Consider the following 25843-nt stretch of genomic DNA (forward strand, 5'->3'; position numbering starts at 1 on the left):
TGCCGGAGTTTAGCAGGTAGGCTGGCTGAGTCTCAAAACCAAGGTCACTTGCCGCCAGATCCGGCGCAAGACCTAAAGATCGCGCCCTATGTCCACACCCGTAACCCTCGATATTTCCAATGGCTGGTACATCGACGCAGCCCCCGGCTCGGGTCCCGCCAAGGCAGCCGCCCAGGAACTTGCCGAGCACTTGGCCCTGATCGCTCCCCAGTCAAAAGGGCAAAGCGGCATCGGGATGTCTTTGGCGTATCGCGATCAGGCAACCGACGGCTTCATATGGAATGTTGCGGACGGGCACGTTCAGCTCACCGGGAACAGTCAACGCGGCCTGCTCTACGCCATCTTCAGTTTTTTGACACAGCTTGGCTTCGGCTGGCCGGGACACCAGCTTGAAGACCGGTGCAGTCCTTCCGGCCAGCGGTTTTCACTCCCCGAGGCCTGTGCCGAGACACCCAGCTTCCTCGGCCGATGCCTGATCATCGGGCACCACGTATTTCTGGCGGAGCACGAAGCCTGGGTCAGATGGGGGGCACGCAACTGCCTGAATACGATCTTTGTGCATACCGCCGAAGAAGGTCTGGCGCTCGGGGCTGCCCCGGTGCACCAATGGCATGCGGTCAGTGATGCCGTCCGCGCGCAATGCAGTCGCTATGGCATGACGCTTGAAGTGGGCGGCCATGGCCTGTCACGACTATTGCCACGCGCACTCTTTAACGACATGCCCGATGCCTTTCGCATGAAGGACGGCAAACGCAGCCCGGACCACAATCTTGACCCCCTCAATGCCGAGGGAATGGCGATCGTGCGCGACAATGCCCGGACATGGTTTCAGCAGAACCCCGGCGCAGATGTCTATCACCTGTGGCCGGACGACATCCCCGGCGGCGGCTGGTCGCAAAGCCCTGAATGCGACGGGCTAAGCGCATCAGACCAGGCCTTGATTGCCACCAACGTTCTTGCTGAAGAGCTGGACCAGATCCACCCCGACGCACAAGTCGCTCACATCGCCTACCATGATACAGAGCCCGCGCCGAGATCAGCGCGACCACGTAGCAATGTGTCATTGCTCTGGGCACCGCGTATGCGCAGCTACGCGCAGGGTGCCTTTGAACGCTCATCCACCGTCAATGCGCGGTACCCGCGCGAACTCGCCGCCAATGTGCAGCTGTTTCAAGACGCCCGCGCCAAACCGCTGCGCGTGTTCGAATACTATCTCGACGCCATTCTCTTTAAGTCCGTCCTGCCGCCACTGGTCTCCCAGATGGCCGTCGATGCCATTGGCTACAAAGACGCAGCCACCCACACGCTGCAGGCCTTGATGGTTGGCGGACGGCCCTGGTGCGCCCCGCAGCTCAACGCCTATGCCTTCGCCCAACTGGCCTGGGACAATACGCAGTCGCCGCGCGCCATCATTCAGCGGTTCGCCACCATGATCGTCGGTGATGCAGCAGCAGGTCATCTGGCTGACCACTACAATGCTCTGAGTGATGCATTCGCACTTGCCCTGACCTTCGAGCCCCATGAGGCAAAACCGGCGGCCGCTGCAGGAGCCGCAGACTTTCTGGACACGCCCCCCACCGACATGGGCGACCCCTGGCACGCAACACCCGACGACATTGCTCTTCGTTTGAGCTGGAAGTCAGACATCGAGCAGCAATTGAATCATGCTGCCGACGCGCTGACCCTAACAGGTCAGTCTGCCAACCCCACCAAACACATTGTCGGCCTGCAAGCTGAATTCGCCCTTGCCCGCCTCTGGTTTGATTTCCACTTTGCCCGTCTGAGCCTCTATGACGCGTGGCACATGCGTGACAGGGATGATGGTGACAAAGCCCGCCATGCGCTGGCCCGCGCCTACGCTATTTGCGATGCGGTCGATGAGTGGACCCAGACGCATATTGACGAAGAAAAATACCAGCAGAACACAAAACTGCTGCACTGGTTGTTCTGGCGACTGCGGCTGGACTGGATACGCGAACAACTGGCCCCCGAAGGCGCAGAGCGCGACAGGGTGCGGGCAGAACGCGTCGCTGACATGACCGCACGCTTTGCCATGGGTCGTACCCTTTGGAGCAAAAACACCGACACCAACAACAGTGAGACCACATGACCTGGGAAGATGAAGCCAAGGAAATTGCCGCGCGGCGCGTGGAAGCCAAAGCGCAGGGCGGCGACGAGGGTATTGCCAAGCAACACGCCAAGGGTCGGCTGACAATCCGCGAGCGCATTGCTCATGTCACAGACAACAAGAGCTTTCAGGAGCTTGGCGAAGGGGCAGGCGCGCCGGAGTTTGATGACGATGGAAATCGCACAGGCTTTACGCCCGCCAATTTCGTGCTTGGCTTTGCAAAGGTCGGAGGCCGTCGCGTTATCATCGGTGGCGAAGATTTTACGCTGAAGGGCGGATCGCCCAATCCCGCCGGCCTGCGCAAAAGCGTCTACTCAGAAGACGTGGCACTCCAGTACAAAGTGCCGCTGATCCGGCTGCACGAAGGCGGCGGTGGCTCCGTTGCGGGGTCAGGCGGCGGCAAAAGCAAATCGCGGCCTGTCGGTGACCCGGTCTTCTCCACACCGCGCTTTGTGTCACTTGCAAAGACACTCGGTACCATTCCCGTGGCAAGTGCAGCCCTTGGCCCGGTGGCAGGCATGCCCGCAGCCCGACTGGTCTCGTCCCACTTCACGGTGATGGCGCAGAACGCACAGGTCCTGATCGCCGGACCCGCCGTCGTAGAACGCGCCACCGGGCACAAGATGACCAAGGAAGAACTCGGCGGCCCGGACATCCACACAAAGTCGGGCGTTATCGACAATGTTGCCGAGACAGAAGAAGCCGCGCTGGATGAAATCGCGCAGTATCTCTCTTACATGCCGCAAAACGTTTACGAGGAAGCACCGGTCATCCCCTGCGATGATCCCGTGGACCGGGCCGACGACAAGCTCTTGTCGATTGTGCCGCGCGAACGCCGTAAGCCCTACGCCATGCGCAAGATCATCAAGTCCGTTGTCGACAATAGGTCATGGTTCGAGATGACCCGTCGCTATGGCCCCTCATTGATCACAGGCCTTGCCCGCATGGGTGGCCGGCCCGTTGGCATACTGGGCAATGACTGCACCTATTACGCAGGCGCCATGACAGCAGATGCCGCACGCAAGACCCGCCGCTTCATTGATTTTTGCAACACATTCAATTTGCCGGTCATCGCGCTGGTGGATGAGCCAGGCTTCATGATCGGCCCTGATTCTGAAATGTCCGGCACGATTCGCGCCGGCGCTGAGGCCATTGCCGCTGTCATGAATGGCCGGGTGCCTTGGGCAAGTGTGATTGTCCGAAAAGTCTTTGGTGTGGCCGGTGCCGCCCACTTTGCTCCCGGTGGCCATGTCTTCTCATGGCCCAGTGCTGAGACCGGAGCTTTGCCGGTGGAAGGTGGCGTGGCTGTCGCATTCGGCAGACAGATAGCCGCTGCCGAAGATCCTGACGCCAAGCGTCGCGAACTGGAAGAGATGCTGGCTGCCAGTCAGTCGCCCTTCCCCCGCGCAGAAGGCTTTTCAGTTCATGAATTGATTGATCCGCGAGAGACACGCGCAAAATTGAACGAATGGCTCGACTGGACCTGGCCCACTCTTCAACACCAGCTTGGTCCGTATCTCAGACCGATGGCCTGACGCAGACGCAAAAACGCCCGGGCAGAACCCGGGCGTTTTCATGTGTGTTAGCCGTGCGGCTTAGAGGTAGCGGTAGCCAAGCACGCTGCCTGTGTAGGCACAGATCCGCAGATCAACATTGCGCTTATTGTGCTTGCCACGGACCTGGTAGTGATCGGTCCAGTCGTTACCACCAGACACATAGCGTGCATTGTGGAAGTTGGAGTAGTTGTGCTGCTTCAGACCTGAACGCCAGTGCTTGAAAGGCTTGCGCTGTGGCTTGACGTTGTTGGCCAGGTTGTACCGCTGTGCATTGCGCACATTCTTGATGTGACCGTTGCGGCTGTTGACCGTGATCAGCTTGGCTTTGCCGCGCTTGTTGAGGCCACGCACCTTGTAGACATTGCCCTTCAGGTCAACGCGGTCAAACCGCTTGAAACCTTCGTGACGCAGACCGGCCAGCAACTTGCGCACACCGATAACCCGGTGATGCGGCACTTCATTGGGGTTCGCACGGCGGACATCAAACAGACGACCATTGTACGGATCAGCCTTTGCCTGGCTGTAGCGACCGTTCTGGCCAAAGCCCTTCACGTGGTAGACGCCGTTGCGGAACACGATGTCCGTCACTTTGCCGCCAGTGCGCTTCTGGATCAGCTGAACCGTCTTGGGGATATAGTTGAACTTCTTGCCGCCGTGGCGGTTGCCGCCATTGCCCCAACCCTGCTGCATCTTGCGGGCCTGATGGTAATGCTCGGTGCGGTTCCAGCCGTCATTGTAGCCGCCGCGATTGTAGTTGTTGTTGTAGTGCTGGACCTGGCCGTTGCTGAAGGTAACGCCGCCGCCATGACCATTACTGATGCTGAATGAAAATCCACCGGCCTGGGCTGGTGCTGCGGCGGCCAGGGTGCCACCAACTGCTGCAAGGATAAGAAGCTTTTTCATAACGTGTTCTCCGTCTCTCATGTTGTGCCCGGATGTGCTCAAAGCGGGCCTTGATGTGAGCCACCGGGACAGTGGGTGGCTGATGTCTCAGCAACGAAGCGCCCCGAAGGTGTGTGAGGCGGGATGTCCCCGTTGCTTGAGGAGGAGAATGGCAGGGGCCCTCTGAACCCCTTCTGGGACACCTGTTAAGAAACGGGTCAGGAACATGAACCCCACCCAACCAACGTCATCAGTAAGCTGATAGATGCGAAGAAACCCCGCCCACTCCCTCAGCACCGACAAAAGAAAACGGGCGCTTCCGGTTCACCCGAAAACGCCCGCATTCAAGCCAAAAATCGCAAGCCGGAGGCCCGCATCATTTAGCTAGTGGTACCGCCAGCCCAGCACATTGCCGGTGTAGGCACACACACGAAGGTTCACGCCACGACCATATCCGTCATAGGCGCTCACAAAATAGTGAGGTGTCCAATTGCGACCGTGGCCATGAAACTGTGCCCGGCGGAAGTTGTGATAGCCGTGACCAGTCAATGCGCGGATGAAATTCTTGAACGGCCGCACATTGCCGTGGTTCCGGTGATGATACCGCGGGCCGTAATTGTAGTTGCGGTTCTGATTGTAATGACGGCGATGCCAGTTCGACTGACGCCACCCGCCATAATAGTTCTGGCCGCGCCGGTGATTCTGGCCACGGTGATGATGATGACGACTGTCGTGAATAAGAGTGACAGCCCCATTTGCATCAATCGTCGACGTCAGGGCTTTGCCTGCAGGCAATGATGCAGCGTTGGCAGGCACAATGGCGGCCAGGCCAAGAGCAATCGCTCCAACCAGTCCACCTGCTGCGTAAGTGAGTATCCGTTTCATAGATGCACTCCTCGAGAAGTTTCAACGGGCGCGGGACCGGCTTAACTGCTCGACCCCGCCTTGCATCCGGCTTGTTGGTGATGCCGCACCACCGGATACATGTCCCCACTCGTGAGTGTCGGTTTTTGGGCCTGAACCCAAACTGCACGCAGCGTTAACCTTTTGGTCAGCTACATGACCAAAAGCTAAGCTAGATGAACAACTTACAAGGTTAACGCAGCGTCTTTTCGGCGCCCATGACGGCCAAAATGAGGCGTGTGGCAAAGCTGCACGACAGCAGGAATTGACATGCTACATTTGCCACCACCTATCGCCATAGTTCCGGAAGCCGACACATGCCCACCTTTGCCCGCTTCATCCGCCTCACATCTGCCGCAGCTGTTCTCCTAAGCAGCCTTGTCCTGGGACAGGCGGCACAGGCTGAGAACCGCCAGTACATTCTGGCGACGGCAACAACCGGCGGCACCTACTATCCCGTCGGTGTGGCGATCGCGACCCTGAGCAAGATCAAGCTGGAACCGGCAAACGGCTTTTCGCTGTCAGCCATCAGTTCTGCAGGGTCAGGTGAGAACATCAAATTGCTGCGCGACGACGAAGCCCAGTTTGCAATTCTTCAGGGTCTCTATGGCGCATGGGCGGCTACCGGCACAGGACAGCTCGCCAATGACGGACCTCAGGAAAACATCCGGTCCATCTCTATGCTCTGGCGCAACGTCGAACATTTCGTGCTGCGCAAGTCGGATGCTGACACCGGCACGATCGCAGACCTCAAAGGCCTGGGCGAACCCTTCTCCATGGGCAAGCGCAACTCAGGCTCGGAAGGATCAGCCAAACACATCCTTGCAGCCCTTGGCATTGAGCCAGGCACGGACTTCGACGTCATCAACCTTGGGTATGGCCCCAGTGCCGACGCCATGCAGGACGGCAAGGCAGCGGGCATGAACACCCCGGCTGGGGCACCCGTAAGCGCCGTCACCCGCGCCTTTGCGGCGGCCAATGGCGAGCTTGTGGTGTTGAGCTTCAACGCGGAAGACACAGCAGCCATCAATGCCGCCCTAGGCGACGAAACTGAACTGTGGACGGCCTTTGAGATACCGGCTGACACCTATCCCGGCCAGACAGACGCTGCGCAGACAATCGCGCAACCCAACTTCCTGGCCGTCAATGCAGATGTCAGCGAAGACGATGTCTATGCACTTACCAAGGCACTGTATGATAATCTGACCTTCCTCGGCGGCATCCACGCCGCCACCAAGGACATGAGCCTTGAAAGCGCCATCACCGGTCTGCCTGTCGCTCTGCATCCCGGTGCCGTGCGCTACTACGAAGAAGCCGGCGTGACGGTGCCTGACCGTCTCAAGCCCGCAAACTAGAGCGCGGTCCCACTTCCCGTGTCATCTCCAGACGCCCCACCCCAACCAGACGTACCGACAGGCGGTATGCCGCGCCCGCGGCCACTGGGCCGATTGGGCATCGCCTTTGCTGTCACAGTTGCCGTTGCCCACCTCTGGGCAAACGCCTTTGCAACTCTGCCAGAGTTGCAGGCTGCCGGATTTCACTTTGGTCTGTTTGCCGTCCTGTGCGTGCTGCTGTTCCCAGCCAGTAAAACCCCATGGCTGCGGATCGCGATCGACGGCACCATAGCCACAGCAGCCATGGCCGCCGCCGTCTATCTGTATTTTGCTGAAGACGCATTGTATGAGCGCGGCGTCGAGCTCGTTGCGTCGGACTGGGTGGCTGCCAGCGTCGCGATCCTGATCGTTCTGGAGCTGGCACGCCGTACGACCGGCTGGACCGTTCCCGTCCTCACCGCACTGGCCCTCACCTATGTGGTCGTCTGGGGTCCATTGGTGCCCGGCGCATTTTCGTTTGCGGGGCTGTCCTGGGAAACACTTTTGTTCCGCAGCTACTTTGGCACTGACGGGATGTTCGGCCCCATCGCCCGTATCTCGTGGACATTCGTGTTCATGTTCATCCTGCTGGGTGCGTTCCTTGTGCGCTCGGGCGCTGGCGACTTCATCCTGGCCCTTGCGCGCGCTGCAGCCGGGCGCATGACAGGCGGCCCCGGCATCGTTGCCATTCTGGGATCAGGGCTCATGGGGTCGATCACAGGCTCCGCCGTCGCCAACACAGTCTCGACGGGTGTCATCACGATCCCCCTGATGAAGCGCGCAGGCTTCCCGCCAAAATTTGCAGGCGGCGTTGAAGCAGCTGCGTCTACCGGCGGCCAGTTGATGCCCCCCGTCATGGGTGCCGGTGCTTTCGTCATGGCGTCGTTCACGCAGATTTCCTATCTCGAGATCATCGCGGTCTCGGTCCTGCCGGCGCTGCTCTATTTCTTCACCGTCGGCGTTTTCGTCCGCATCGAAGCAGCGCGCATAGGATTGACGCCGGACCCGGACGTAGAACCGCTTTGGCCGGTCATCCAAGCCGGTTGGCACTTCCTCCTGCCCATCGCGGCACTCGCGGGATTGCTCATCGCAGGTTTCACACCGGTCTATTCCGCCGCCATTGCCATCGTGGTCACCATTGCCGCCTCATGGCTCTCGCCCAATCCCATGCGCCTGCGTGACATCATCGGCGCCGCCTCCGACGGTGCTGTCTCCATGGCGCCCACCGCCATGCTGCTCATTTGTGTCGGCCTCATCGTCAACGTTGTGGGCATGACCGGCGTCGGCAACACCTTCTCCCTCATGCTTTCAAGCTGGGCAGGCGGCAGCCTGCTGCTGACCATCATTCTGGTCGCCCTGGCCTCTCTGGTGCTGGGTATGGGTCTGCCGGTAACCGCCAGCTACATCGTGCTGGCCACCCTTTCGGCACCGGCAATCTACGGCCTGATGGTCGAAGCAGAACTCGTGACCACCCTGATGCAGGGCGCTTCAACCCCGGAACTCTCAGCCTACGCCATGCTGGTGGCACCAGAACTGGTCACAAGCATCGGCACCGCCATGAGCGAGGCAGACGCGCTGACCCTTCTCGCAGCATTGCCTGCCGACATCCGCAGCGGCCTTGCCGATGGCCTCATAGCACCAGCCCTGCTGACATCCATGCTGCTGGCAGCCCATCTGGTGATCTTCTGGCTCAGCCAGGATTCAAACGTGACACCGCCGGTGGCCCTGTGTGCCTTTGCGGCGGCCTCCATCGCCGGAACCCGCCCCATGGAAACGGGCTTTGCCGCCTGGAAAATTGCCAAGGGCCTGTATCTGGTGCCGCTCCTCTTCGTGTATCAGCCGCTGATTACCGGCACGGGTCTGGAGCCACTGGTGACAGCCCTCATGGCCATCCCTGCTTTCACGGCCCTGGCTGCGGCCCTGCACGGCTACTTCGCCCAGCCGCTGTCACTCCCCCTTCGGATCCTTTTGGGCATCGCCGGGGCCGCCATCATCGCGCCCTGGGGAACGCTCTGGATGCATGCCGCCGTTGCAGCCGCTCTGGCCACCGCCCTGGGCATCCTGTGGCAGCGCCAGGCCAAAAAACCCGCAAAAGAGCCAGTTTCAACCTCTTGACGAGCCAATTTGCGCTTCCCAAATAAGCAGGGTGGACGCCGATGTCGGGTCCACGCTGCATGTCTCCTTCGCCAGCCGCGCCACATTCGGGCGGTTCTTTTGAAGCGACGCGCAGACAGCAGCTTGAAAACGCAAACCGCTCCTTGGAGGATTTGTCTTATGCGTGCTTATGATTTTTCACCCCTTTACCGCAGCGCCATCGGCTTTGACCGTCTTGCAGGAATGCTGGATTCCGCCAGCCGCCTCGACGCCCAGGCCCCGTCCTATCCACCGTTCAACGTGGAGCGGGTCGATGAAAACGACACCCGCGTGACCATGGCCGTTGCAGGCTTTACCGAAGACGAGCTTGAAATCGAAGTGAAGGACCAGACCCTCACGATTTCCGGCAAAAAGTCTGAGGAATCCGACGATCGCACCTATCTGCATCGCGGCATCGCGGCCCGCAATTTCGAGCGTCGCTTCCAGCTTGCAGACCATGTGCAGGTGACAGGCGCCAAGCTTGAAAACGGGCTTCTTCATGTGGATACCCGCCGGGAAATCCCCGAGGCCCTGAAGCCGCGGACGATTTCCATTCAGGCCGCCAATTCTGATGGTCAAAAGACCATTGAGGGCTCACAGGCCGCCTAACAGGCATCGCCAATCTGCGGGCGCAGTCTTCCCCTGTTTTGCAGTGCGGAAGATTGCGCCCTTATGTTTTGAAAAGACGCATATAGCGACCCGAAACGGCCATATATGTCGCACCGCAGCATTCGGGCTGGACTCCGCCGACCGTGAGCGCAAAACTCTCACGACAAATTTGCGACACAGATTTGCACCACCGAACAGCGACGTCCCAAACCGCAACCGCCCAAGGACATCCCATGGCCAGCTGGCAAAGCAAACTCACCAGCCTGTTTCTTCGCGCCGCCGTGAAGCGGAAGATCAACCCGCACGCCAACCCGGCGGATGCCCGCGCGCGCGTGGACCGCATGGCGGCCCGATTCTCCAAAAATCAGGACTGGATCAAAGTCACCCCGGTATCCGCCAATGGCGTGCCGGGGGAGTGGGTGGAAGTCCCCGAGGATGCGCCGCAGGATTTGAGCGCCCTCGAAAACATGCCCGGCAACCTCGTCCAGTCCGACCCGGAAATATCCGCAACGCCTGATAGCAATCCTGGCTCGGGAAAAGTTCTTCTCTACCTGCATGGCGGCGGATACATCGTCTGCAGTCCGGCAACCCATCGCCTGATGGTTGCGCGCATCTGCCGCGAAGCAGGCCTCAAGGCCTTGCTGATTGATTATCGTCTGGCCCCGGAGCATCCGTTCCCGGCAGCTGTGGAAGATGCCGAAGCCGCCTATCGCTGGCTGCTCGCCGCCGGCCACAAGCCGGAAGACATCGTCGTCGCCGGTGACAGTGCGGGCGGGGGCCTGACCATGTCGCTGCTTTTGACATTGCGCGAAGAGAACATGCCCATGCCCGCCGCAGCAGCGCTGCTGTCCCCATGGACAGATCTGGCGCTGACCGGCTGGACCATGCTGACCCACGCCCGCCGGGACCCGATGCTGCGGCTTGATTCAGCTTCCCTGGCGGTCCGGCATTACATGCAGGACACATCGCCAACCCACCCGATTGCATCGTCGATCTATGCAGACCTTACAGGCCTGCCGCCGCTTTATGTGCAGGTGGGAGAAAACGAAATTCTGCTGGATGATTCACGCCGTCTGGTAAGCCGCGCGCAGGCTCATGGTGTGGAATCCAGCCTGGAGATCTGGCCCGGCATGCCGCATGTGTTCCAGGCGTTTCCGCAGGTGCCTGAATCCAAACGCGCCATTGAAGGTATCGGCACCTTCCTCAAGGCGCAGGTCAATCGCAGCGCAAGTGCACCGGCCTCGACATCGCCCTCCACGTCACCCGCGACTTCACCTGCCGCAGCGCAGGAAGCATCGGTCGAAGCGGCTGAATAGAGTTAGATCGGTCGGGGACTAGGCGTCCGGCAATTGGCGGATCAGCGCCAGCGCTGCATTGTCGGTGTCCGCACTGACGCCCTCTGCTGCCATACGACTGAGAATATCAACGGCCTGTTTGAGCTGATCGATCAGCTGCATGCTGGCGCTGTGCTGTCCGCGCACGCACTCACACAGCGGGTCGCACAGGGCTGTGGCTAGTTCATATCCAAACGAGGCCGCCTGCCCCTTGATGTCATGCAGCACGCCGAAACAGTCTATGCACGCCGTCGCGTGCTCATCTGTACCCGGAGCATGCAGGTCGAGCCGCGCAATGGCGCCCGTCAGCAGGCCAATGTCCTGCAGCAGCATTTCAGGATAGTCGCTCGCCATGTCGCCAACAGCGGCTTCTGCCGCGGCAATGGCTGCCATCAGCTCGTCATCAAGCTCAAGATCATCTTCAGCCGGTACAGGCTGGCCATCTGGAGTCGTAGTCATGCAGGCACCCGGTCAAATGCGGATTGGTATCCGTCTCTAGCGGGCAAGTCTAAAAGCGCAGACCTTAACTCGGCGATAATGGAGCCAACCCGGCAGAAATCCGCCTGGAAAACCGCCTAATAGTCCCGTTCCCAGGTCACCCCGACACCGGTATCCCCGGTCGTGCCGACACCACTTTCAATGGAAACTTCGTCGGTGAGTTCAACCTCGACACTCACCTCGCCCGACCCGGCTTCAAGTCCCTGGCTCACACCCACATACACGCCGTCGCGCACATAGGACCCCACCTCAACACCGTCATCGCCCACGGACAGAACATCCACGCCCAGGGCGCGCCGCATGGTTTCCAGCACACCGCTTCCGCTCGATGCACCTGACAGGGTGGCCGCAGCATTGGCCAGCTGCACGGCCTGGATCGCTGACAACTGCCCGGTGCTGGTGCCAAACAGAATCCGCGCCAGAATTTCTTCCTGTGGCAGCAGCGGCTCGGATGTCACAACAAGCGTGGGGTCCGACGACAGCCCGGTAAGCGACACAATGGCCGTGAAGCCGTCATCCTCATAAACCGCCTTCACATCAAGATAGGGGTCAATGTCCCGCCCCCCTGTGAACTCGATGCGTCCGCCGGACAGATCAAACGTCTGGCCGAGAAAATCAAACGTGCCCCGCTCGACCTGAAACCCACCGCGTAACTCCGGTGCCGTCACAGCACCCGCAACCGCAAGCCTGCCGGACCATTCAGATTCAAGCCCGCGCCCGCGCACGAACGCGGAATTGGGCACAGCCACATTCAAGGCCAGCTCAATCGGCGCATCGTCGTTGGAGGCGTTCTGGTCAACCTCAGGATCAATGGGCTCGCCATCCGCCGAAACGCGGGTGACATCAATGGTTTCCACATCTGACGCCAGCTGGTCAGGAATACGCGCCTCAAGCCGTTCTACGGTGACATCGCCGCCGATTGTCAGCGGCTCCACAGCACCCTCCACCCCGCGTGCCCAGCGAACCTTGATATCGCCGCTCGCCAGAGCCGTCAGGTCATCTCGCCCCAGCGCCCGGAAGGATGTCATATCCAGATCAACCCGCAGACGGTCCGTTGCTGTGTCCCGCAGGTCGAAGGACCCCTCTCCAGCCAGGGTACCCGTCGACCCGTCGCGCGCGAAAACAGTCACATCCGCTTCGCCCCCTTGCGTCTCAAGGGAGACATTCAAAGGCGAAAGCACGACTCCGGTCTCAAACCCTTCATACAGACCGCCCTCCATGCGCGCGGTCCCGGTGATGTCCATGTCGGCAAACGGTCCCTGTGCCGTCATGTCCAGTTTCAGCAAGCCTGCCATCAAGTGGCCATCCACCGGCATCAACGGCCAGACGGCCCCAACATCCAGCGTGCCGTTCAACCGCGCCTCAAGCTGCGCCTTGGGAGCGACATAGGGCGTGCCGCCGCGTGCCGTCACCGGCAGCGATGCTGTTGCAATCAGATCTTCCGTACCCGGCATATCAGCAGTGAGCCGCGCTGTGGCCAAACGCCCATCCCAGTCTGCGTTCAGTGTGAACTCGGGAATCTCCGACACATCCGCTCCCACCAAGGACGACAGCGTCACCGGTGCAATCGTGATATCTGCCTTGCCATTACCGGTGCGCCCCTGGCCGGCAATCGTCACATCACCGCTGAGCGTGCCACCCGCTTCCGTGGTCTGTCCCGTGAGCGCAATCAACAGACCAAGGGGCACGTTTTGCGCCCGTGCTGTGGCTGACAACGCGCCTGGGCGTTGCATCACATCCACAGCCACACGACCATTGCCCAGCGCCAGTGCCAGATCTTCTACCCGCAACTGACCGTTCAATGGCACATTTACTGGCGCCTCCAGCGCAACAGGCGTCCGCGCAACAATGCCTTTGAGGGAGGACAGCGTGACCGCGGGCTGGGTGCCGTCATACACCGCCTCTGCCGTCAGCGTGCCGATGCCCTTTTGATCATCAAAAGTCGAAATGCCATCCAGCGTGGCCGCAACACCAAGCCGATCGACCCTGCCGGACACATCCACCACACCGCTGGCCGCCGATAGATTGCCGGCCGCAAGACGTTGAAGGGTCACTTTGGCGGACACACCTCCTTCCGGCGCCAGCGCGGCCCTCAGGCGCAGCAATTGCGCTTCAACACCTGCGGCATTCACTTGCCGCAGGGTCACGACCGCTGACATCTGGTTTCCCCGATCACCCGGCGTGCTGTTCAGTGTGAAAGTTCCTGACCCACCAAGCGGCGTTCCAGCCACGCGCCCCAAGGGCCCAAGAGATTTTATCGCGCCGTCAAGATCAGCCGTAATCTCGCCGCCCGCCTGAAGAGACGCTGTACCCGTCACAGTCATGCCCAGCAACGCCGCAGTGATGTCCTCAATAACCGTGGCACCATCCACCGACGCCAGCGTTGCAGCCACACTGGCGTTGGACCCGGCGAGCTTGCCCTCAAACGTCACCGGGCCGGTGACGGTCGTAGTGCCCTGTGGAAGTGACGAGACGAGCAAGTCAGCCTGCCCCACGCCATCTGCCGCAACACCCGACACCTGTGCCTCACGCAGCTCAAGCGCAACATCCATGGACAGTTGGTCCGTCGGGCCAGCAAGCGTGGCGGATAAACTCGCTGCGCCTGCAAGTGGCGTGTCCGCGAGTTTGGAAAAACGCGACAGGTCCTGCGTGGAGAAATTCGTTTCCAGACCAAGTCGGTCAGCCGAAGCTGTCCCCCGCACATCGAGGGCAAACAGGCCAGAGGCTGGCGCAAGTGACAGCGCGTCAATGCGCGTGCCGTCGCCCGGCGAGGCGGCAGCAAACCGGCCATCAACAATCAACGACGCCCCAATGGCCTGAACCAGACCATCGACAGGCAATCGAACGGGCATGAACTCGGCGGTCAGATCGCCGTCCATGCGCCCGTCGAACCAGAATGTGTCTATGTCGGCGCGCGCCGTCAGCGCCCCTGCAGCATCCACATCCCCAAGCGCGGCCCACGGGGCAATGTCCTGCGTCGTGAGGCGCGCCAGACCGGACGCACGCCCCGCATCCAGGTCAAGCTGACCCTCAAAGGACGCCGCAAGCCCGTCCGCCTCCACCGTGAGGGCCGCAATGTCTATCTGCGTCATGCTCGCATCCGCTGCCGCATCCCCAACCACACGGATGATGTCGGGAAGCTGCACACCGGCGAGCGCCGAAATATTGACCGCATCACCTGCCAGAGTGAGCCGCGGCGCATCCAGCGGATCGGTCAACGTCGCCTTCCCGGCAAAGCTGGCGTCGCCAGCCACAACACGCAGATTGTCAGTGGCATAGACGTCGTCTTCATCCCCGGTCACCGCAGCCGTGACCTCAAGCTTAGGCGGCAGGTCCTGCAACGCTGAGCCGGGGGTGAAGGACAACGCAACATCCACCGCCTCGCCGGGACGTCTGTCTCCAAGCACGGTCAGGTCGAGCGTACCCATGCGTCCCACCTGTGCTGCAAGGCGTCCATCCCAGGCCTCAACCGGCCCCGACGCGGTCGCCCGGGCGGTCACCTGGGCGAGATCATCATTGTCCGTGATGGAGGCAATCAGGCCGGGAGCGCCAGCAGCGCCATCCGTCAGCGTCAGATCAAGATCAAAGCGCTGTGCTGCCGGTGCAATGTCGGCGGTGACCGCCAGATCAAAATTGCCGCCGTCGGTGCGCATCACCTTGAGGTCCGTCTGCGCATTGCCGTCCGCCAACACCAGATGACCGCGCATCATCAAGGCGACAGGTTCATCCCCGGCGATGCCTGCCGCCAGCGTCAGCTCGGGCACATCAATCGCATCGATCTGCACATCCACCGGCAGGCTTGGGATCAACGGCCCCGGCGGCTCATCCGTTTCATCCTCGCCTTGTGGCAGGGCGAGCACATCAATGCGGGCCACCTGAAAATTGCGCACATGTGCCGTGCCGCTCAGCAGCGCCCATGGGGACCAGGACACGTCCACATCATGGGCTTCTAAAACCAGCAGGCCGCCATCGCGCACGGCCAGCTTTTCAATACCAAGCTGCACCGGCCAGATGCCGTCATACCCGTCAATCTCGATGGTCAGCCCGTCACCTTCGCCAAGCAGCGCTATCACCCGCGCGCCGATGGCTTCGCGAACCGGCGTGATCTGCAGCACGACGAACGCCACCAGCGCCACGACGACAGCCAGTGCCACAAGCGACCCCGCGCCGATGAGCCCGAAGCGCAGCAGCTTCGCCCCCAAAGCGCGCACCCGCACCCAGTCCACATCATCAAGAAAGGACGGCATCAAAAAGACTGACCCAACGTCACGTAAAACTTGAGACTGGCTTCTTCGTCAGAGGGCGTGGTGATGGGGTAGGCAAGGTCGACACCCAGCGGCCCAAAGGACGTGTAGTAGCGAAAGCCCAGCCCGGCCGCCCAGGCAAACTCATCCTTGAAGTCCGGGACGGGAGCGTCAGACACGGTGCCCCCGTCAACAAACGGCACAATCCCGTAGTCATCCCAGAAGCGCCAGCGCAACTCGTTGGAAAACTCGATCACGCTGCGGCCACCTTCCTGGGTGCCGTCGCTGCCCAGCGGTGCAATTTCCTGAAATTCAAACCCGCGTATGGATCCTGCCCCACCGGCAAAGAAGCGTTTGTCAGCCGGCAGTGCCCCGGTACGTGCACCCACGATGGACCCAAGCCGACCGCGGGTGGCAAAGACCAGGCTCTTGGAGCTGTTTAATGGCAGGTAAGTGCGCGCCTCTGCGTCGGCCACGTGGAACGCCAGAAAATCATCGAACTGGCCCACATAAGGTGTGGCCCCCAGCGTCAGGCGATACCCGCTGGTCGGGTCCAGCGCACTGTTGGCGCCGTCATAGCTCGCCTTCAGCGGCACGCCCACCAGCATGGAGGTTTCGGTCGGCTCGCCGACTTCATCAATTTCCGCAACATCCAGCACCACGCCGGCCCGCCCCGTCCACCGCTCACCCAGGGGGCGCTCGATGGCGGCAGAGACCATGCCGCCGAGACGATCATAGACGTCGGTGGATTCCCGCCCCGCCAACGCGCCCAGCTCAAGGGTCTGCTGCGGCAGTCGGAAGCCGGATACCCGGTAGCGGGCTTCAGCTTCCTGCTCAATTTCCGACAGGCGCAGTTCAAATCGCAGCTGCTGGCCTTCGCCCAGCAGATTGCGGTTCTCCCAATGCGCCTCAATGCCAAAGCCTTCGGTGCTGGAATATTTTGCGCCGACGCCCACCGTGCGGCGAGCGCGCTCTGTCACCTTCAACGTCACCGGCAGGGAGCCGTCGGCGGCAACCTGCTTGGCTGTTTCAAACCGCACGCCGGTAAAAAGCCCCGAGCGCACCAGCGCGGCCCGCATCTCGCTCAGCTTCTTGGTGTCGTATTCTTCGCCGGTCTTGAAGGTCACCCGCTCATCGATGTAGCGCTGCTCGACGCGCTCAAGTCCTTCAACCGTCAGCACCCCGAAGGTTGCCCTGTCGCCAAGCTGCACATGGGTGGTGACGTCCAGCGTGTCCGTCTCCACATTCGCCAGCGCCTTGCGGCCTGCGGTCTTGGCAAAGGGAAAACCGGACTGCTGCAGAACAGCGACCAGCTTTTTTTCCGCACTCAGAATGGTGGATGCAATGGCAGGCTTTCCCGCCTCCACATCAAACGTGCCAAGGGTGGCAGGCAGGTCCTGGGTGGCGGCATCGGTATCGCGATACTCAATCCGGCTCGCCCCCATCATGAACTGGGGGCCCGGCGCAATGGACACCACAACACCCATCGGTCCCGTCGGGGCATCCCGCTGACCGTCCAGGTCCGGCACCTGGTCCAGCTGCGAAGACGCCGTTTCGACCGGCTGAAGTGCTGCGTCGCCGCGAATATCGATCTGGTAGGCCGCACTTCCTTCAAAATAGCCGCGCGACTGCAGGACCCGAGTCATGCGGTTGATGTCTGATTGGGCCCGGCGCCGAAGCCCGCCAAGGCTGGGCGGGGGCGTATCCCGGCGCTGAACCAGCTGCGACACGCCTTCCAACCGACCCAGCAGATCACCGCTGACGCCCTCAAACCGCACCACATAGCCGCGCTCCGCCACAAGGCCCGGCGTGGCTTGAGCGGCTTGAGCACCCGCTGGCACCAAGGCGCCCAGCACGGGCAGCAGCAGCGCTGCAAACAGGTAAAAAGGTCCTGAGCGCGTCACACGGCTCCCGATCTGGCTGATAATTCGCATGTTTGGGCAATATAGAGAGACATGGGCCATTCTGCGACCCGCCCCCCCTGCTTTGGGAGATGAACGAACAAAACGCCCTAACCCGTCAAAAGTTCCGGTTTTTCGGTACTTATTGGCCTCTGTTTCGCTCACATAATTGCGCCGTATCAATTCACTTGCTGGTCACATCGCGCATAATGCGGATCATGGGGAAATACCGGGAGGACAGACCATGAGCTCACAGGACACAAATCCGGACGCCATCGACCACTCGATGCCACCGCCAAAAGCCCCGCCGGTGGTTCAAAGCATTGCCATGGACGCTCCCTGGCGCTGGCTGGCCGCCGGCTGGCGCGACATGTGGATGCGTCCCGGCCTCAGTCTGGGATACGGCCTTGTCGCCGTCGGCACCTCCGCCGGTCTCACCGCCCTGCTCATCTATCTGGAACTGTTCTCGCTGGTGCTGGTGCTCGCTGCTGGCTTCATGCTCGTCGGCCCACTCCTTGCCGTTGGTCTTTATGAGATGTCACGCAAGCTCGCAAAGGGCGAGAGCGTCACCCGCAAGGACGTCGCCTTTGTGTCGACCGCAGCCCCCGTCCAGCTCGCCTTCATCGGCGTGCTCTTGTCCTTGATGCTGCTTGCCTGGATCCGCATCGCCACGCTGTTGTTCGCCATCTTCTTTGGCGTTGAATCGATCCCGCCATTTGAACAGTTCTTCCCCGCGCTCATTCTTGAGCCGCGCGGACTGGCCCTGCTGGTGGTCGGCACGCTCGTCGGTGGTGCCATCGCAACCGTCGTGTTCGCCACTGCCGTTGTGTCCGTTCCCATGCTGCTGGAACGCGACATTGATGCGGTGACCGCCATCATCACCAGCGTCAAAGCCGTGAAAGATAATCTTGGGCCCATGCTGCTCTGGGCCTGGCTCATTCTGGTGCTCACGACCTTTGGGATCGCCACCCTGTTTGTGGGCCTCGTTGTCACCTTCCCCCTTGTCGGTCACGCCACATGGCACGCCTACAAAGAGGTGATTGCGCCCGAAACGGCGTAGCAGGGCGTTCCCAGCGCTAACACAGCGTTCAGCAAATGCGCCTAGCATTCCCGTCTGCGCCCGGGGACTACACCCCCATGCGCGAAAGAAATGGGAAGATGCAAACGCCGGTATCGCCTTACTTTTTTGCGAGCTTCGTCGCCCTTGGTGTACTGGGCTGGATTGCCCTGTCCATCGTGGCAGCCCCCGCCGATGAGCCGATGTTTCACTTTGGCGAATCCGGCGCCGTCACTGCCCTGTCGACGGTCTTCATGGCCATGTCGAGCGCTCTGGCGCTGGCGGTCTTTTACCTGCGTATGGACGACTGGAAGGTAGGCGCCTGGTTCTGGCTCCTGCTCGCCGCCGCCTTTGCCTTCCTCGCCATCGACGAGCAGCTGATGCTGCATGAGCGCGGCGGTAATGTGCTGGAGACCTCCGCACTTGGACCGTCAGAGACTTTCAGGAACTGGAACGATCTGATCGTGATCAGCTACGGAATTGCAGCGCTCGCCATCGCGGCGCTGGCCGTCCGCGAAATCCTCAAAAGCCGGACCTTCGCCCTGCTGTTCGCCACAGCCTTTGCGTTCTACGCCATTCACACGGGCCTGGATTCTCTGCTGCCCAGCGAACTGGCATGGAAGGACGTGCCGGAGGAAAGCGCCAAGTTGCTATGTGCCCTGTTCCTGTTTCTGGCGCTATGCGCAAGGTTTCTTGATCTCGCAGACAGGATGCAGCGCCCGGACCCCCGCTAGCAGACCTCACAGCTTGTTGCGGGTTGGCTCATCGCTGGGTGGCCCATCGCTGGGTGGAAAGTCGTCGTCATCATCAAACAGGATGCGCTCCGCCGCGCCATCAAGATCATCAAACTGGCCGCTCTTGAGTGCCCACAAGAATGCAGCAAGCCCAAGCAATCCCAGGAACAACGCAGCCGGGATGAGCATCGCCAGTACGTCCATCAGTGCGCATCCTCTTTTACGGTTTCAGGCAGCCCCATCTTGCCCCACCGTAGCCGAATGGCGTTGGCCGTGACCAGAATGGACGACGATGACATGGCGATGGCCGCAATCAGCGGCGTCACATAACCCGCCACGGCAATCGGCACCGCCACCACATTATATGCGAGCGACAGCCCGAAATTCTCCAGCACCAGCCGCTGACTGCCCCGGGCCACATCAAGCGCCACGGTGACAGGCGCCAGTTCCTGCCCCTGGAACACCAGATCCGCCGCCGCCTGGGAGACATCCGCCCCGGACGCAGGCGACATGGACACATGGGCCGCCGCAAGTGCCGGTGCATCATTGAGACCATCGCCCACCATCAGCACCTTCGCGCCCTGGCCCGCCAGCTCTTCAAGCCGGGCGATCTTGTCCTGTGGCAGCAGGCCACCGGCAAAGTTAGAAACGCCAGCCTCTCGCGCCACGGCCTCCACCGTCGCCGGACGGTCACCGGACAAAAGCACAATCTTCATGCCGCGATCAGCAGCCCACTCAATCACCGCTGATGCGTCCTCACGCAACCCATCCAGAAAACCAAACCGCACCGGTGCGGCATCCCCGCAGCGGAACCAGATCTCAGGTCCGGTCGCGTCATTCTCAGTTGCATCGATACCCCCAACGAATGCCGCACTGCCAAGGCGTGCCGCCTGCCCGTCAACAGTTCCCATAAGCCCCTGACCGGGATGTTCACTCACGTCATCACCTTGGGGGCCGACCCCCGCCGCCTGCGCAAGCGCGCGACTTAGGGGATGCGTGCTCGCCCGGGCAAGTGTTGCAGCGCGTTCAAGCGCCGTTCGGTCAACATCCGCATCATCCAGCGCAAGGCGCCCGTGGGTCAGCGTGCCGGTCTTGTCGAAAACGAGTGTGTCCACCTCCGCCAGCCGCTCCAGGGCATCCGAAGACTTGAGCAAGACACCCCGCGACAACAAGCGCCCGCTTGCCACCACATGCACCACCGGCACCGCAAGCCCCAGCGCACAGGGGCACGTGATGATCAGCACCGCGATGGCAATCTTGAGCGAACCGTCCCAGGCCAGACCCCCCAGCAGCATCCAGCCAATGAAGGTCGCCGCCGCAAGAATGTGGACAGCAGGCGCATACACCCGCGCCGCCCTGTCAGCAATCCGCACAAAGGTGTCGCGCCCCTGCTCGGCTGCTTCCATCAGCCGAACGATCTCGCTCAGCAGCGTCGCTTCATCGCCCTTGGTCACGCGCACGCGCAACGGCCCGGACATGTTCAACGTCCCGGCAAATACATCTGCCCCCGGTGCCACAGCTACCGGTGCCGTTTCCCCGGTGATGAGGCTCGTGTCCAGATCAGACCGGCCTTCTTCCACAACCCCGTCAGCGGCAATGCGCTGGCCTGTCGCAACGGCCACAACCATGCCCGGCTTCAAGGCTTCCACCGGCATCGCCCGCGCCACGCCATCGTCATCTATGACAGTCGCTGCATCCGCCCGCAGCGCCAGAAGGTTTTGTGCAGCCAGCGCCGCACGACCGCGCATCTTCATGTCCAGCGTGCGCCCGATCAGCAGGAAGAACAGCAACATGATCGAGGCATCAAAATAGACGTGCTTTGCCCCGGCAATGGTCTCAGCCAGGCTCATACCCGCCGCCAGCAACACAGCCAGCGAAATCGGTACATCCATGTTCATGGCACCAACCCGCAATGCACTGACAGCAGAGCGGAAGAACGGCCGCCCCGCATAGGCAATGGCCGGCATGGCAATCAGCCCTGATATCCAGTGGAACATGTCCCGCGTGGCCGCTTCCATCCCGCCGGAATGCCCGGCCCACACGGAAACAGACAGTAACATCACATTGGCTGCCGCAAACCCGGCCACACCCACACAGGTGATGAGTTCCTTTTCATCGCGCGCCTGCTGGGTTTCCAGGGTCTTGGGATCATAAGGCCGCGCGCCATAGCCTGCGCCAACAATGGCGGACACAATCTCGCGCGGGCGCACCATCGCCTGCTCGAACACCACCGTCAGCCGTTTGGTGGACAGGTTGAGCCGCCCGTTGGCAACACCTTCAAGCCCGTTGACCGCCCGCTCCACGCGCTTGACGCAGCCACCACAGTGAACGCCGTCCACAACGAAATTGACGACAGAACTGCCATCATCCAGCGCCCGCACATAGGTATCAGGAATGTCAGGAATATCCTGACCAATATCAGCGCCACTGGAGATCGAGGCATCAGCCATCGCTGTCGCGGCCTCCAGCCCAGATGCGTTTTTCAAGATAGTAAGGCGCTGCCTCTTCGCGCTCGAGCAGCAACCGCATTTCCCAGTGACCGCGCGCAGGCAACGATGCCTGTGCGCTGTAGATACCCGGCGCGGTTTCAGTCAGCGTTGCCACAACATCCTCACCGCGCACCACGGGGCGCCAGAATGTCAGGTCCCCTGCAAGGCCGGTCAGCGCTGCACCTTCTGCGTTCAGCACCTGGACGGCCACGGTCGCGTCTGCACCCTCAGGCGTCGCCGCAAAAGTTTCGTCAAACGACACCCGCCACCCCAGCGCCCGCTGCTCGGCGGCGGCTTCCAGGCGCTCATTGTAATCGCGCCCCGTCTGATAGGCGTTCTGGGTTTCTATGCCGGAAAAGGTCGAGAGCGCGATATAGGTCATGACGCCGTTGACGGCGAAGATGACACCGAAGAACCCCACAAGCGCTGCAAGCGTGTGATACCCGGTCCATCCGCGCTTTGATTTCCGGTCTTTGATCGTCGCTGCCTCGGACATGTCTCTAACGCTCCTCAGGACCACGGAATGTGGTCGGGTTCTTCACCTGCAACCCACTGGCAGTGTCGGTGATGACAAAGGCAATGTCAGCCTTGCCGTCTTCAAGCAGCGCTACAGCGTCATTCGGCAGGGACAGGAACAGCCGCACATTGCGTAGCCGGTCTGACTGAACGGCAACCGGCAACGTCTCCAGGCCACTATCGGTGAGGGTTGAAATCCGGACGTCCTCAAGCCCTTCGACACTCACGGTGAACACCCGCTCTTCCGTCACCTTGTTGAGGATCTTCACTTCATATCCGTTGCGCACAGAGCCATCAGACAGGGTGACAAACAGCGGATTGCGGTCCTTGAGCACATTGACGTCCAGCGGCGACCGGGTGATCAGCACCGACAGCATGATGGCCCCGACAACCACAATCAGCGCCGCATAGAGCAGCGTGCGCGGCCGCAGCAGACGCACCCGCATGGGCAGGTCTTTGGTCCGTCGGTCCATGTTGTCGAAATTGTCATAGGTGATCAGCCCGCGCGGGCGATCAATCTTGTCCATGATGTCGTTGCAGGCATCAATGCACAGCGCACACTGGATGCACTCAAGCTGATCGCCATCGCGGATATCAATGCCCATGGGGCACGCCACAACACACTGCTTGCAGTCGATGCAGTCACCACGGCCCTCCCAGGTGTCACCCTTGCGGTGCGCCCCACGCGGGTCGCCACGGTCAGCGCGATAGCTAACAAGGAAGGACTGGTCATCCACCAGCGCACCCTGAATACGCGGCCATGGGCACATATAGGTGCACACCTGCTCGCGCGCGAGACCACCCAGCAAATACGTCGTCGACGCAAACACACCGATAAACAGATAGGCCACCATCGGCGCATCCAGCGTCAGCAGGTCACGCGCCAGAGTGGGAGCATCTGCAAAATAGAAAACCCATGCTCCACCCGTCGCCACCGCAATCAGTAACCACACGGAATGCTTGGAGACTTTCTTGATAAACTTGCTCAACGACATGGAGGTCTTGTCGAGCTTCAGCCGCTTGTTTCGGTCGCCCTCGATCATCCGCTCAACCATGATGAACAGATCAGTCCACACGGTCTGCGGGCAGGCATAGCCACACCACACCCGGCCAAACAGCGCTGTGGCCAAAAACAGAGCCAGCGAGGCCAGTACCAAGAGGCCGGTCACGAAATAGATTTCCTGCGGCCAGATTTCGATGAAAAAGAAGTAGAACCGCCGCCCGGGCATATCCAGCAACACCGCCTGGTCAGGCGCGTTGGGACCACGGTCCCAGCGAATCCACGGCAGGATGTAGTAGATGCCAAGGGTGATCGTCATCATCACCCATTTGATATTGCGAAAGGTGCCATGCACCAGCTTGGGGTGAATGGCCTGACGGCTGACATAAAGGGAGCGGGAGGCTGCGGAGTTCACCGCCTCAACATCATGCCGGTCGACGTTTTCATGTGCCTTCGCAGACGAAACGCCCGTCACATTTGCCGCAGCTTCGCGCGCAAGCGTTGCAAGACCGCCGCCTGGTTCATTCGATGCTGACATTCACGCCCCTCCTAGCCGGGACAAAGATCGTCCGTCATCCATAGGGGCACATGTGCCGGGCCTCCCCACCCGGTCATCCGCCTACAGACAGTCCAAATGCAACGCTCTATTCACCGCCACCAAGCGAGTGAACATAAAGCGCCAGCTTCGCAATGGTGGCCTCGTCCAGCCGCCCCTGCCAAGCGGGCATGACGCCGCGCCGGCTGTGGGCAATTGACGCATAGATGCTTTCCTCGTCACCGCCATAAAGCCAGATCGCGTCTGTCAGGTTGGGCGAACCCAGTTCCTGGTTTCCCACGCCGCCTTCCATATGACATGTCACACACTGGGCCTCGAACAGTTCCTGGCCGCGCAGAGCCGCCTCTGCATCAACGTCCCTGCCGGACAGCTGCAGCACATACTGGGTCGTGTCGCTGACTTCAGCCTGGGTGAAGATGCCGTCATCCAGGAACTTCGGCATGTCATTGAGGCGGGTGTTGTCATCCGCTTCCCAGCGAATGCCGTGGCGCAAGGTCACGCGGATGTCTTCAAGCGTACCGCCCCACAACCATGCATCATCATTGAGGTTGGGGTAGCCCTTGAAACCCTGCGCACCACGCCCGTGGCAGGCAGCGCAATTGTCGCCAAAGGCACTCTCACCACCGGCCAGCGCCACGGAATGAAGCTCCGGATTGCCCGGCACGTCGCTCAGCTCACCGGCTAGAATTTGATCGTCAAAGACCCGCAAGGCAGCTTGTGACTGTTCCACCTGCTCCGTCACAAGCGCGCGCTGGGAATAGCCCAGAATGCCCTGCGTGTAGCTGGAGGCAAGCGGCCATGCCGGGTAGAGCACCCAGTAGGCGACCGCCCACAGGATGCAGGCATAGAAACTGTAGAGCCACCACTTGGGCAGCGGGTTGTCCAGCTCCCGGATGCCATCCCACTCATGGTCCGTGGTTTCGACACCCGTGTAGTCATCTACAAAGCGGCCGTCATCCGAGTTCTTGTTCTCACTGTTGTCACTCATTTGGACTGACCCCCGTTTGCCGAATTGGTAGCTGGCACATCGTCATCGTCGAGCGGCGCCATGGCCGCATGGTCGAAGCGCTGCTTGTTGCCGGGCCAAAGCGCGTAAGTGATGACGCCGATGAAGCCGACAAACAGCATCACCAGGCCAATGGCCCCTCCGATACCTCTGATTTCGTCATATCCCATGGTGTCAGCTCCTAGCGCATGTTCTCGCCCTCAGCCTGATAGGCTGAGAAGTCGACAAGGGTGCCAAGCATCTGCATGTAGGCGATCAAGGCATCGAGTTCGGAGATCATGTCCGGGTTGCCGTCAAAGTCGCGGATCTGCGCCTTGGGATAGCGCGCCAGCAGCGCGTCGTAGTCATCCCCGAACGGGTCCACCTGCGCCTTGATGTCAGACTCGGCGTTTTCAACCATCTCGTCCGTATACGGCACACCAATCATCTGGTTGGTCTTGAGATGGTCCTTAAAGCCCTTGTAGTTGAGCGGTGTTGTCGCCAGGAACGGATAGTTCGGCATGATGCTCTCAGGCACCACCGCACGCGGGTCCGCCATGTGCAGCACGTGCCAGTCATCCGAGTACTTGCCGCCAAGCCGAGCCAGGTCCGGCCCGGTCCGTTTGGACCCCCACTGGAACGGGTGGTCGTACATGCTTTCCGCCGCCAGCGAGTAGTGGCCATAGCGCTCCACTTCATCGCGCAGCGAGCGGATCATCTGGCTGTGACAGTTGTAGCAACCCTCACGGATGTAGATGTTGCGTCCTGCAAGCTCCAGCGGTGAGTAAGGCCGCATGCCCTCCACTTCCTCAATGGTTGAGGAGAGGAAGAACAACGGTGCGATCTGCACGATGCCGCCGATCGAGACCACCACCAGAATGGCGACCGTCAGGATCAGGGAGTTGCGTTCAAGGGTCGCGTGACTGAACAAGGACATGTTTCTCG

The 25843-nt window shown here is 61.0% G+C and carries 20 protein-coding genes; 8 read left to right on the forward strand and 12 right to left on the reverse strand.

Annotation, left to right across the window (positions count from 1 at the left end):
* The first annotated feature begins 88 nt into the window (after positions 1 to 88).
* Complete coding sequence (locus tag BN1012_RS16985; protein WP_052535194.1) at positions 89 to 2110, forward strand: DUF4838 domain-containing protein; 2022 nt, start codon at positions 89 to 91, stop codon at positions 2108 to 2110.
* Positions 2107 to 3663 carry an acyl-CoA carboxylase subunit beta gene (locus BN1012_RS12020; RefSeq protein WP_043949791.1) on the forward strand — a complete coding sequence of 519 codons (1557 nt, stop codon included), beginning with the start codon at positions 2107 to 2109 and terminating at the stop codon, positions 3661 to 3663. The genes BN1012_RS16985 and BN1012_RS12020 overlap by 4 nt, the downstream gene beginning before the upstream one ends.
* 60 nt (positions 3664 to 3723) lie before the next feature.
* Here BN1012_RS12020 and BN1012_RS12025 read toward each other — a convergent pair whose 3' ends face one another.
* Both BN1012_RS12025 and BN1012_RS12030 read right to left on the reverse strand, forming a co-directional pair.
* Entirely contained in the window at positions 3724 to 4587 is an 864-nt protein-coding gene (locus BN1012_RS12025) for a hypothetical protein (RefSeq protein WP_043949792.1), read from the reverse strand.
* A gap of 363 nt (positions 4588 to 4950) precedes the next feature.
* Positions 4951 to 5451, reverse strand: coding sequence for a hypothetical protein (locus BN1012_RS12030; protein ID WP_043949793.1), 501 nt, complete (start codon positions 5449 to 5451; stop codon positions 4951 to 4953).
* A gap of 335 nt (positions 5452 to 5786) precedes the next feature.
* Here BN1012_RS12030 and BN1012_RS12035 point away from each other — a divergent pair, with 335 nt between their 5' ends.
* The 4 genes from BN1012_RS12035 (at position 5787) to BN1012_RS12050 (ending at position 10900) form a co-directional block, all read left to right on the forward strand.
* Complete coding sequence (locus tag BN1012_RS12035; protein ID WP_043949794.1) at positions 5787 to 6824, forward strand: TAXI family TRAP transporter solute-binding subunit; 1038 nt, start codon at positions 5787 to 5789, stop codon at positions 6822 to 6824.
* A gap of 66 nt (positions 6825 to 6890) precedes the next feature.
* A complete protein-coding gene (locus BN1012_RS12040; RefSeq protein ID WP_043949795.1) occupies positions 6891 to 8957 on the forward strand; it encodes a TRAP transporter permease in 2067 nt (688 codons plus the stop codon).
* Between the two features lie 159 nt (positions 8958 to 9116).
* A complete protein-coding gene (locus tag BN1012_RS12045; protein WP_043949796.1) occupies positions 9117 to 9584 on the forward strand; it encodes an Hsp20 family protein in 468 nt (155 codons plus the stop codon).
* Positions 9585 to 9817: 233 nt separating this feature from the next.
* Positions 9818 to 10900 (forward strand): alpha/beta hydrolase, encoded by a 1083-nt coding sequence (locus BN1012_RS12050; RefSeq protein WP_052535200.1) that lies wholly within the window; start codon positions 9818 to 9820, stop codon positions 10898 to 10900.
* Positions 10901 to 10918: 18 nt separating this feature from the next.
* Here BN1012_RS12050 and BN1012_RS12055 read toward each other — a convergent pair whose 3' ends face one another.
* The 3 genes from BN1012_RS12055 to BN1012_RS12065 form a co-directional block, all read right to left on the reverse strand.
* A complete protein-coding gene (locus BN1012_RS12055) occupies positions 10919 to 11377 on the reverse strand; it encodes an Hpt domain-containing protein (protein WP_043949797.1) in 459 nt (152 codons plus the stop codon).
* A 116-nt stretch (positions 11378 to 11493) separates the two neighbouring features.
* Complete coding sequence (locus BN1012_RS12060) at positions 11494 to 15663, reverse strand: translocation/assembly module TamB domain-containing protein (RefSeq protein ID WP_043949798.1); 4170 nt, start codon at positions 15661 to 15663, stop codon at positions 11494 to 11496.
* Entirely contained in the window at positions 15663 to 17564 is a 1902-nt protein-coding gene (locus BN1012_RS12065) for an autotransporter assembly complex protein TamA (protein WP_171815959.1), read from the reverse strand. Before BN1012_RS12065 ends, BN1012_RS12060 begins: the two co-directional genes overlap by 1 nt.
* 241 nt (positions 17565 to 17805) lie before the next feature.
* Between BN1012_RS12065 and BN1012_RS12070 the strand changes: the two genes are divergently transcribed.
* Both BN1012_RS12070 and BN1012_RS12075 read left to right on the forward strand, forming a co-directional pair.
* On the forward strand, positions 17806 to 18621 hold the full coding sequence (locus BN1012_RS12070; protein ID WP_197538304.1) for a DUF2189 domain-containing protein: 816 nt from the start codon (positions 17806 to 17808) through the stop codon (positions 18619 to 18621).
* 77 nt (positions 18622 to 18698) lie between these two features.
* Positions 18699 to 19352 (forward strand): hypothetical protein, encoded by a 654-nt coding sequence (locus BN1012_RS12075; protein ID WP_043949800.1) that lies wholly within the window; start codon positions 18699 to 18701, stop codon positions 19350 to 19352.
* A 6-nt stretch (positions 19353 to 19358) separates the two neighbouring features.
* Here the strand turns inward: BN1012_RS12075 and ccoS are convergent, their stop codons facing one another.
* The 7 genes from ccoS to ccoO all read right to left on the reverse strand — a co-directional run bounded on the left by ccoS (position 19359) and on the right by ccoO (position 25835).
* Complete coding sequence (gene ccoS / locus BN1012_RS12080) at positions 19359 to 19556, reverse strand: cbb3-type cytochrome oxidase assembly protein CcoS (RefSeq protein ID WP_043949801.1); 198 nt, start codon at positions 19554 to 19556, stop codon at positions 19359 to 19361.
* Positions 19556 to 21802: a heavy metal translocating P-type ATPase gene (locus tag BN1012_RS12085; protein ID WP_081826367.1), complete on the reverse strand. Its 2247-nt coding sequence runs from the start codon at positions 21800 to 21802 to the stop codon at positions 19556 to 19558. Before BN1012_RS12085 ends, ccoS begins: the two co-directional genes overlap by 1 nt.
* A complete protein-coding gene (locus BN1012_RS16990; protein WP_052535203.1) occupies positions 21795 to 22337 on the reverse strand; it encodes a FixH family protein in 543 nt (180 codons plus the stop codon). The genes BN1012_RS12085 and BN1012_RS16990 overlap by 8 nt, the downstream gene beginning before the upstream one ends.
* Positions 22338 to 22341: 4 nt before the next feature.
* Entirely contained in the window at positions 22342 to 23895 is a 1554-nt protein-coding gene (gene ccoG, locus BN1012_RS12095) for a cytochrome c oxidase accessory protein CcoG (protein ID WP_081826368.1), read from the reverse strand.
* A gap of 106 nt (positions 23896 to 24001) precedes the next feature.
* The gene (gene ccoP, locus BN1012_RS12100; RefSeq protein WP_043949802.1) at positions 24002 to 24901 is read right to left on the reverse strand and encodes a cytochrome-c oxidase, cbb3-type subunit III; all 900 of its coding nucleotides are present in this window, start codon (positions 24899 to 24901) and stop codon (positions 24002 to 24004) included.
* Positions 24898 to 25089: a cbb3-type cytochrome oxidase subunit 3 gene (locus BN1012_RS12105; RefSeq protein ID WP_043949803.1), complete on the reverse strand. Its 192-nt coding sequence runs from the start codon at positions 25087 to 25089 to the stop codon at positions 24898 to 24900. Before BN1012_RS12105 ends, ccoP begins: the two co-directional genes overlap by 4 nt.
* Positions 25090 to 25100: 11 nt before the next feature.
* Positions 25101 to 25835 carry a cytochrome-c oxidase, cbb3-type subunit II gene (gene ccoO / locus BN1012_RS12110; RefSeq protein ID WP_043949804.1) on the reverse strand — a complete coding sequence of 245 codons (735 nt, stop codon included), beginning with the start codon at positions 25833 to 25835 and terminating at the stop codon, positions 25101 to 25103.
* Positions 25836 to 25843: the final 8 nt, after the last annotated feature.

It is taken from the genome of Candidatus Phaeomarinobacter ectocarpi, from assembly GCF_000689395.1.
In the GTDB taxonomy this organism is placed as follows: Bacteria; Pseudomonadota; Alphaproteobacteria; order CGMCC-115125; family CGMCC-115125; genus Pyruvatibacter; species Pyruvatibacter ectocarpi.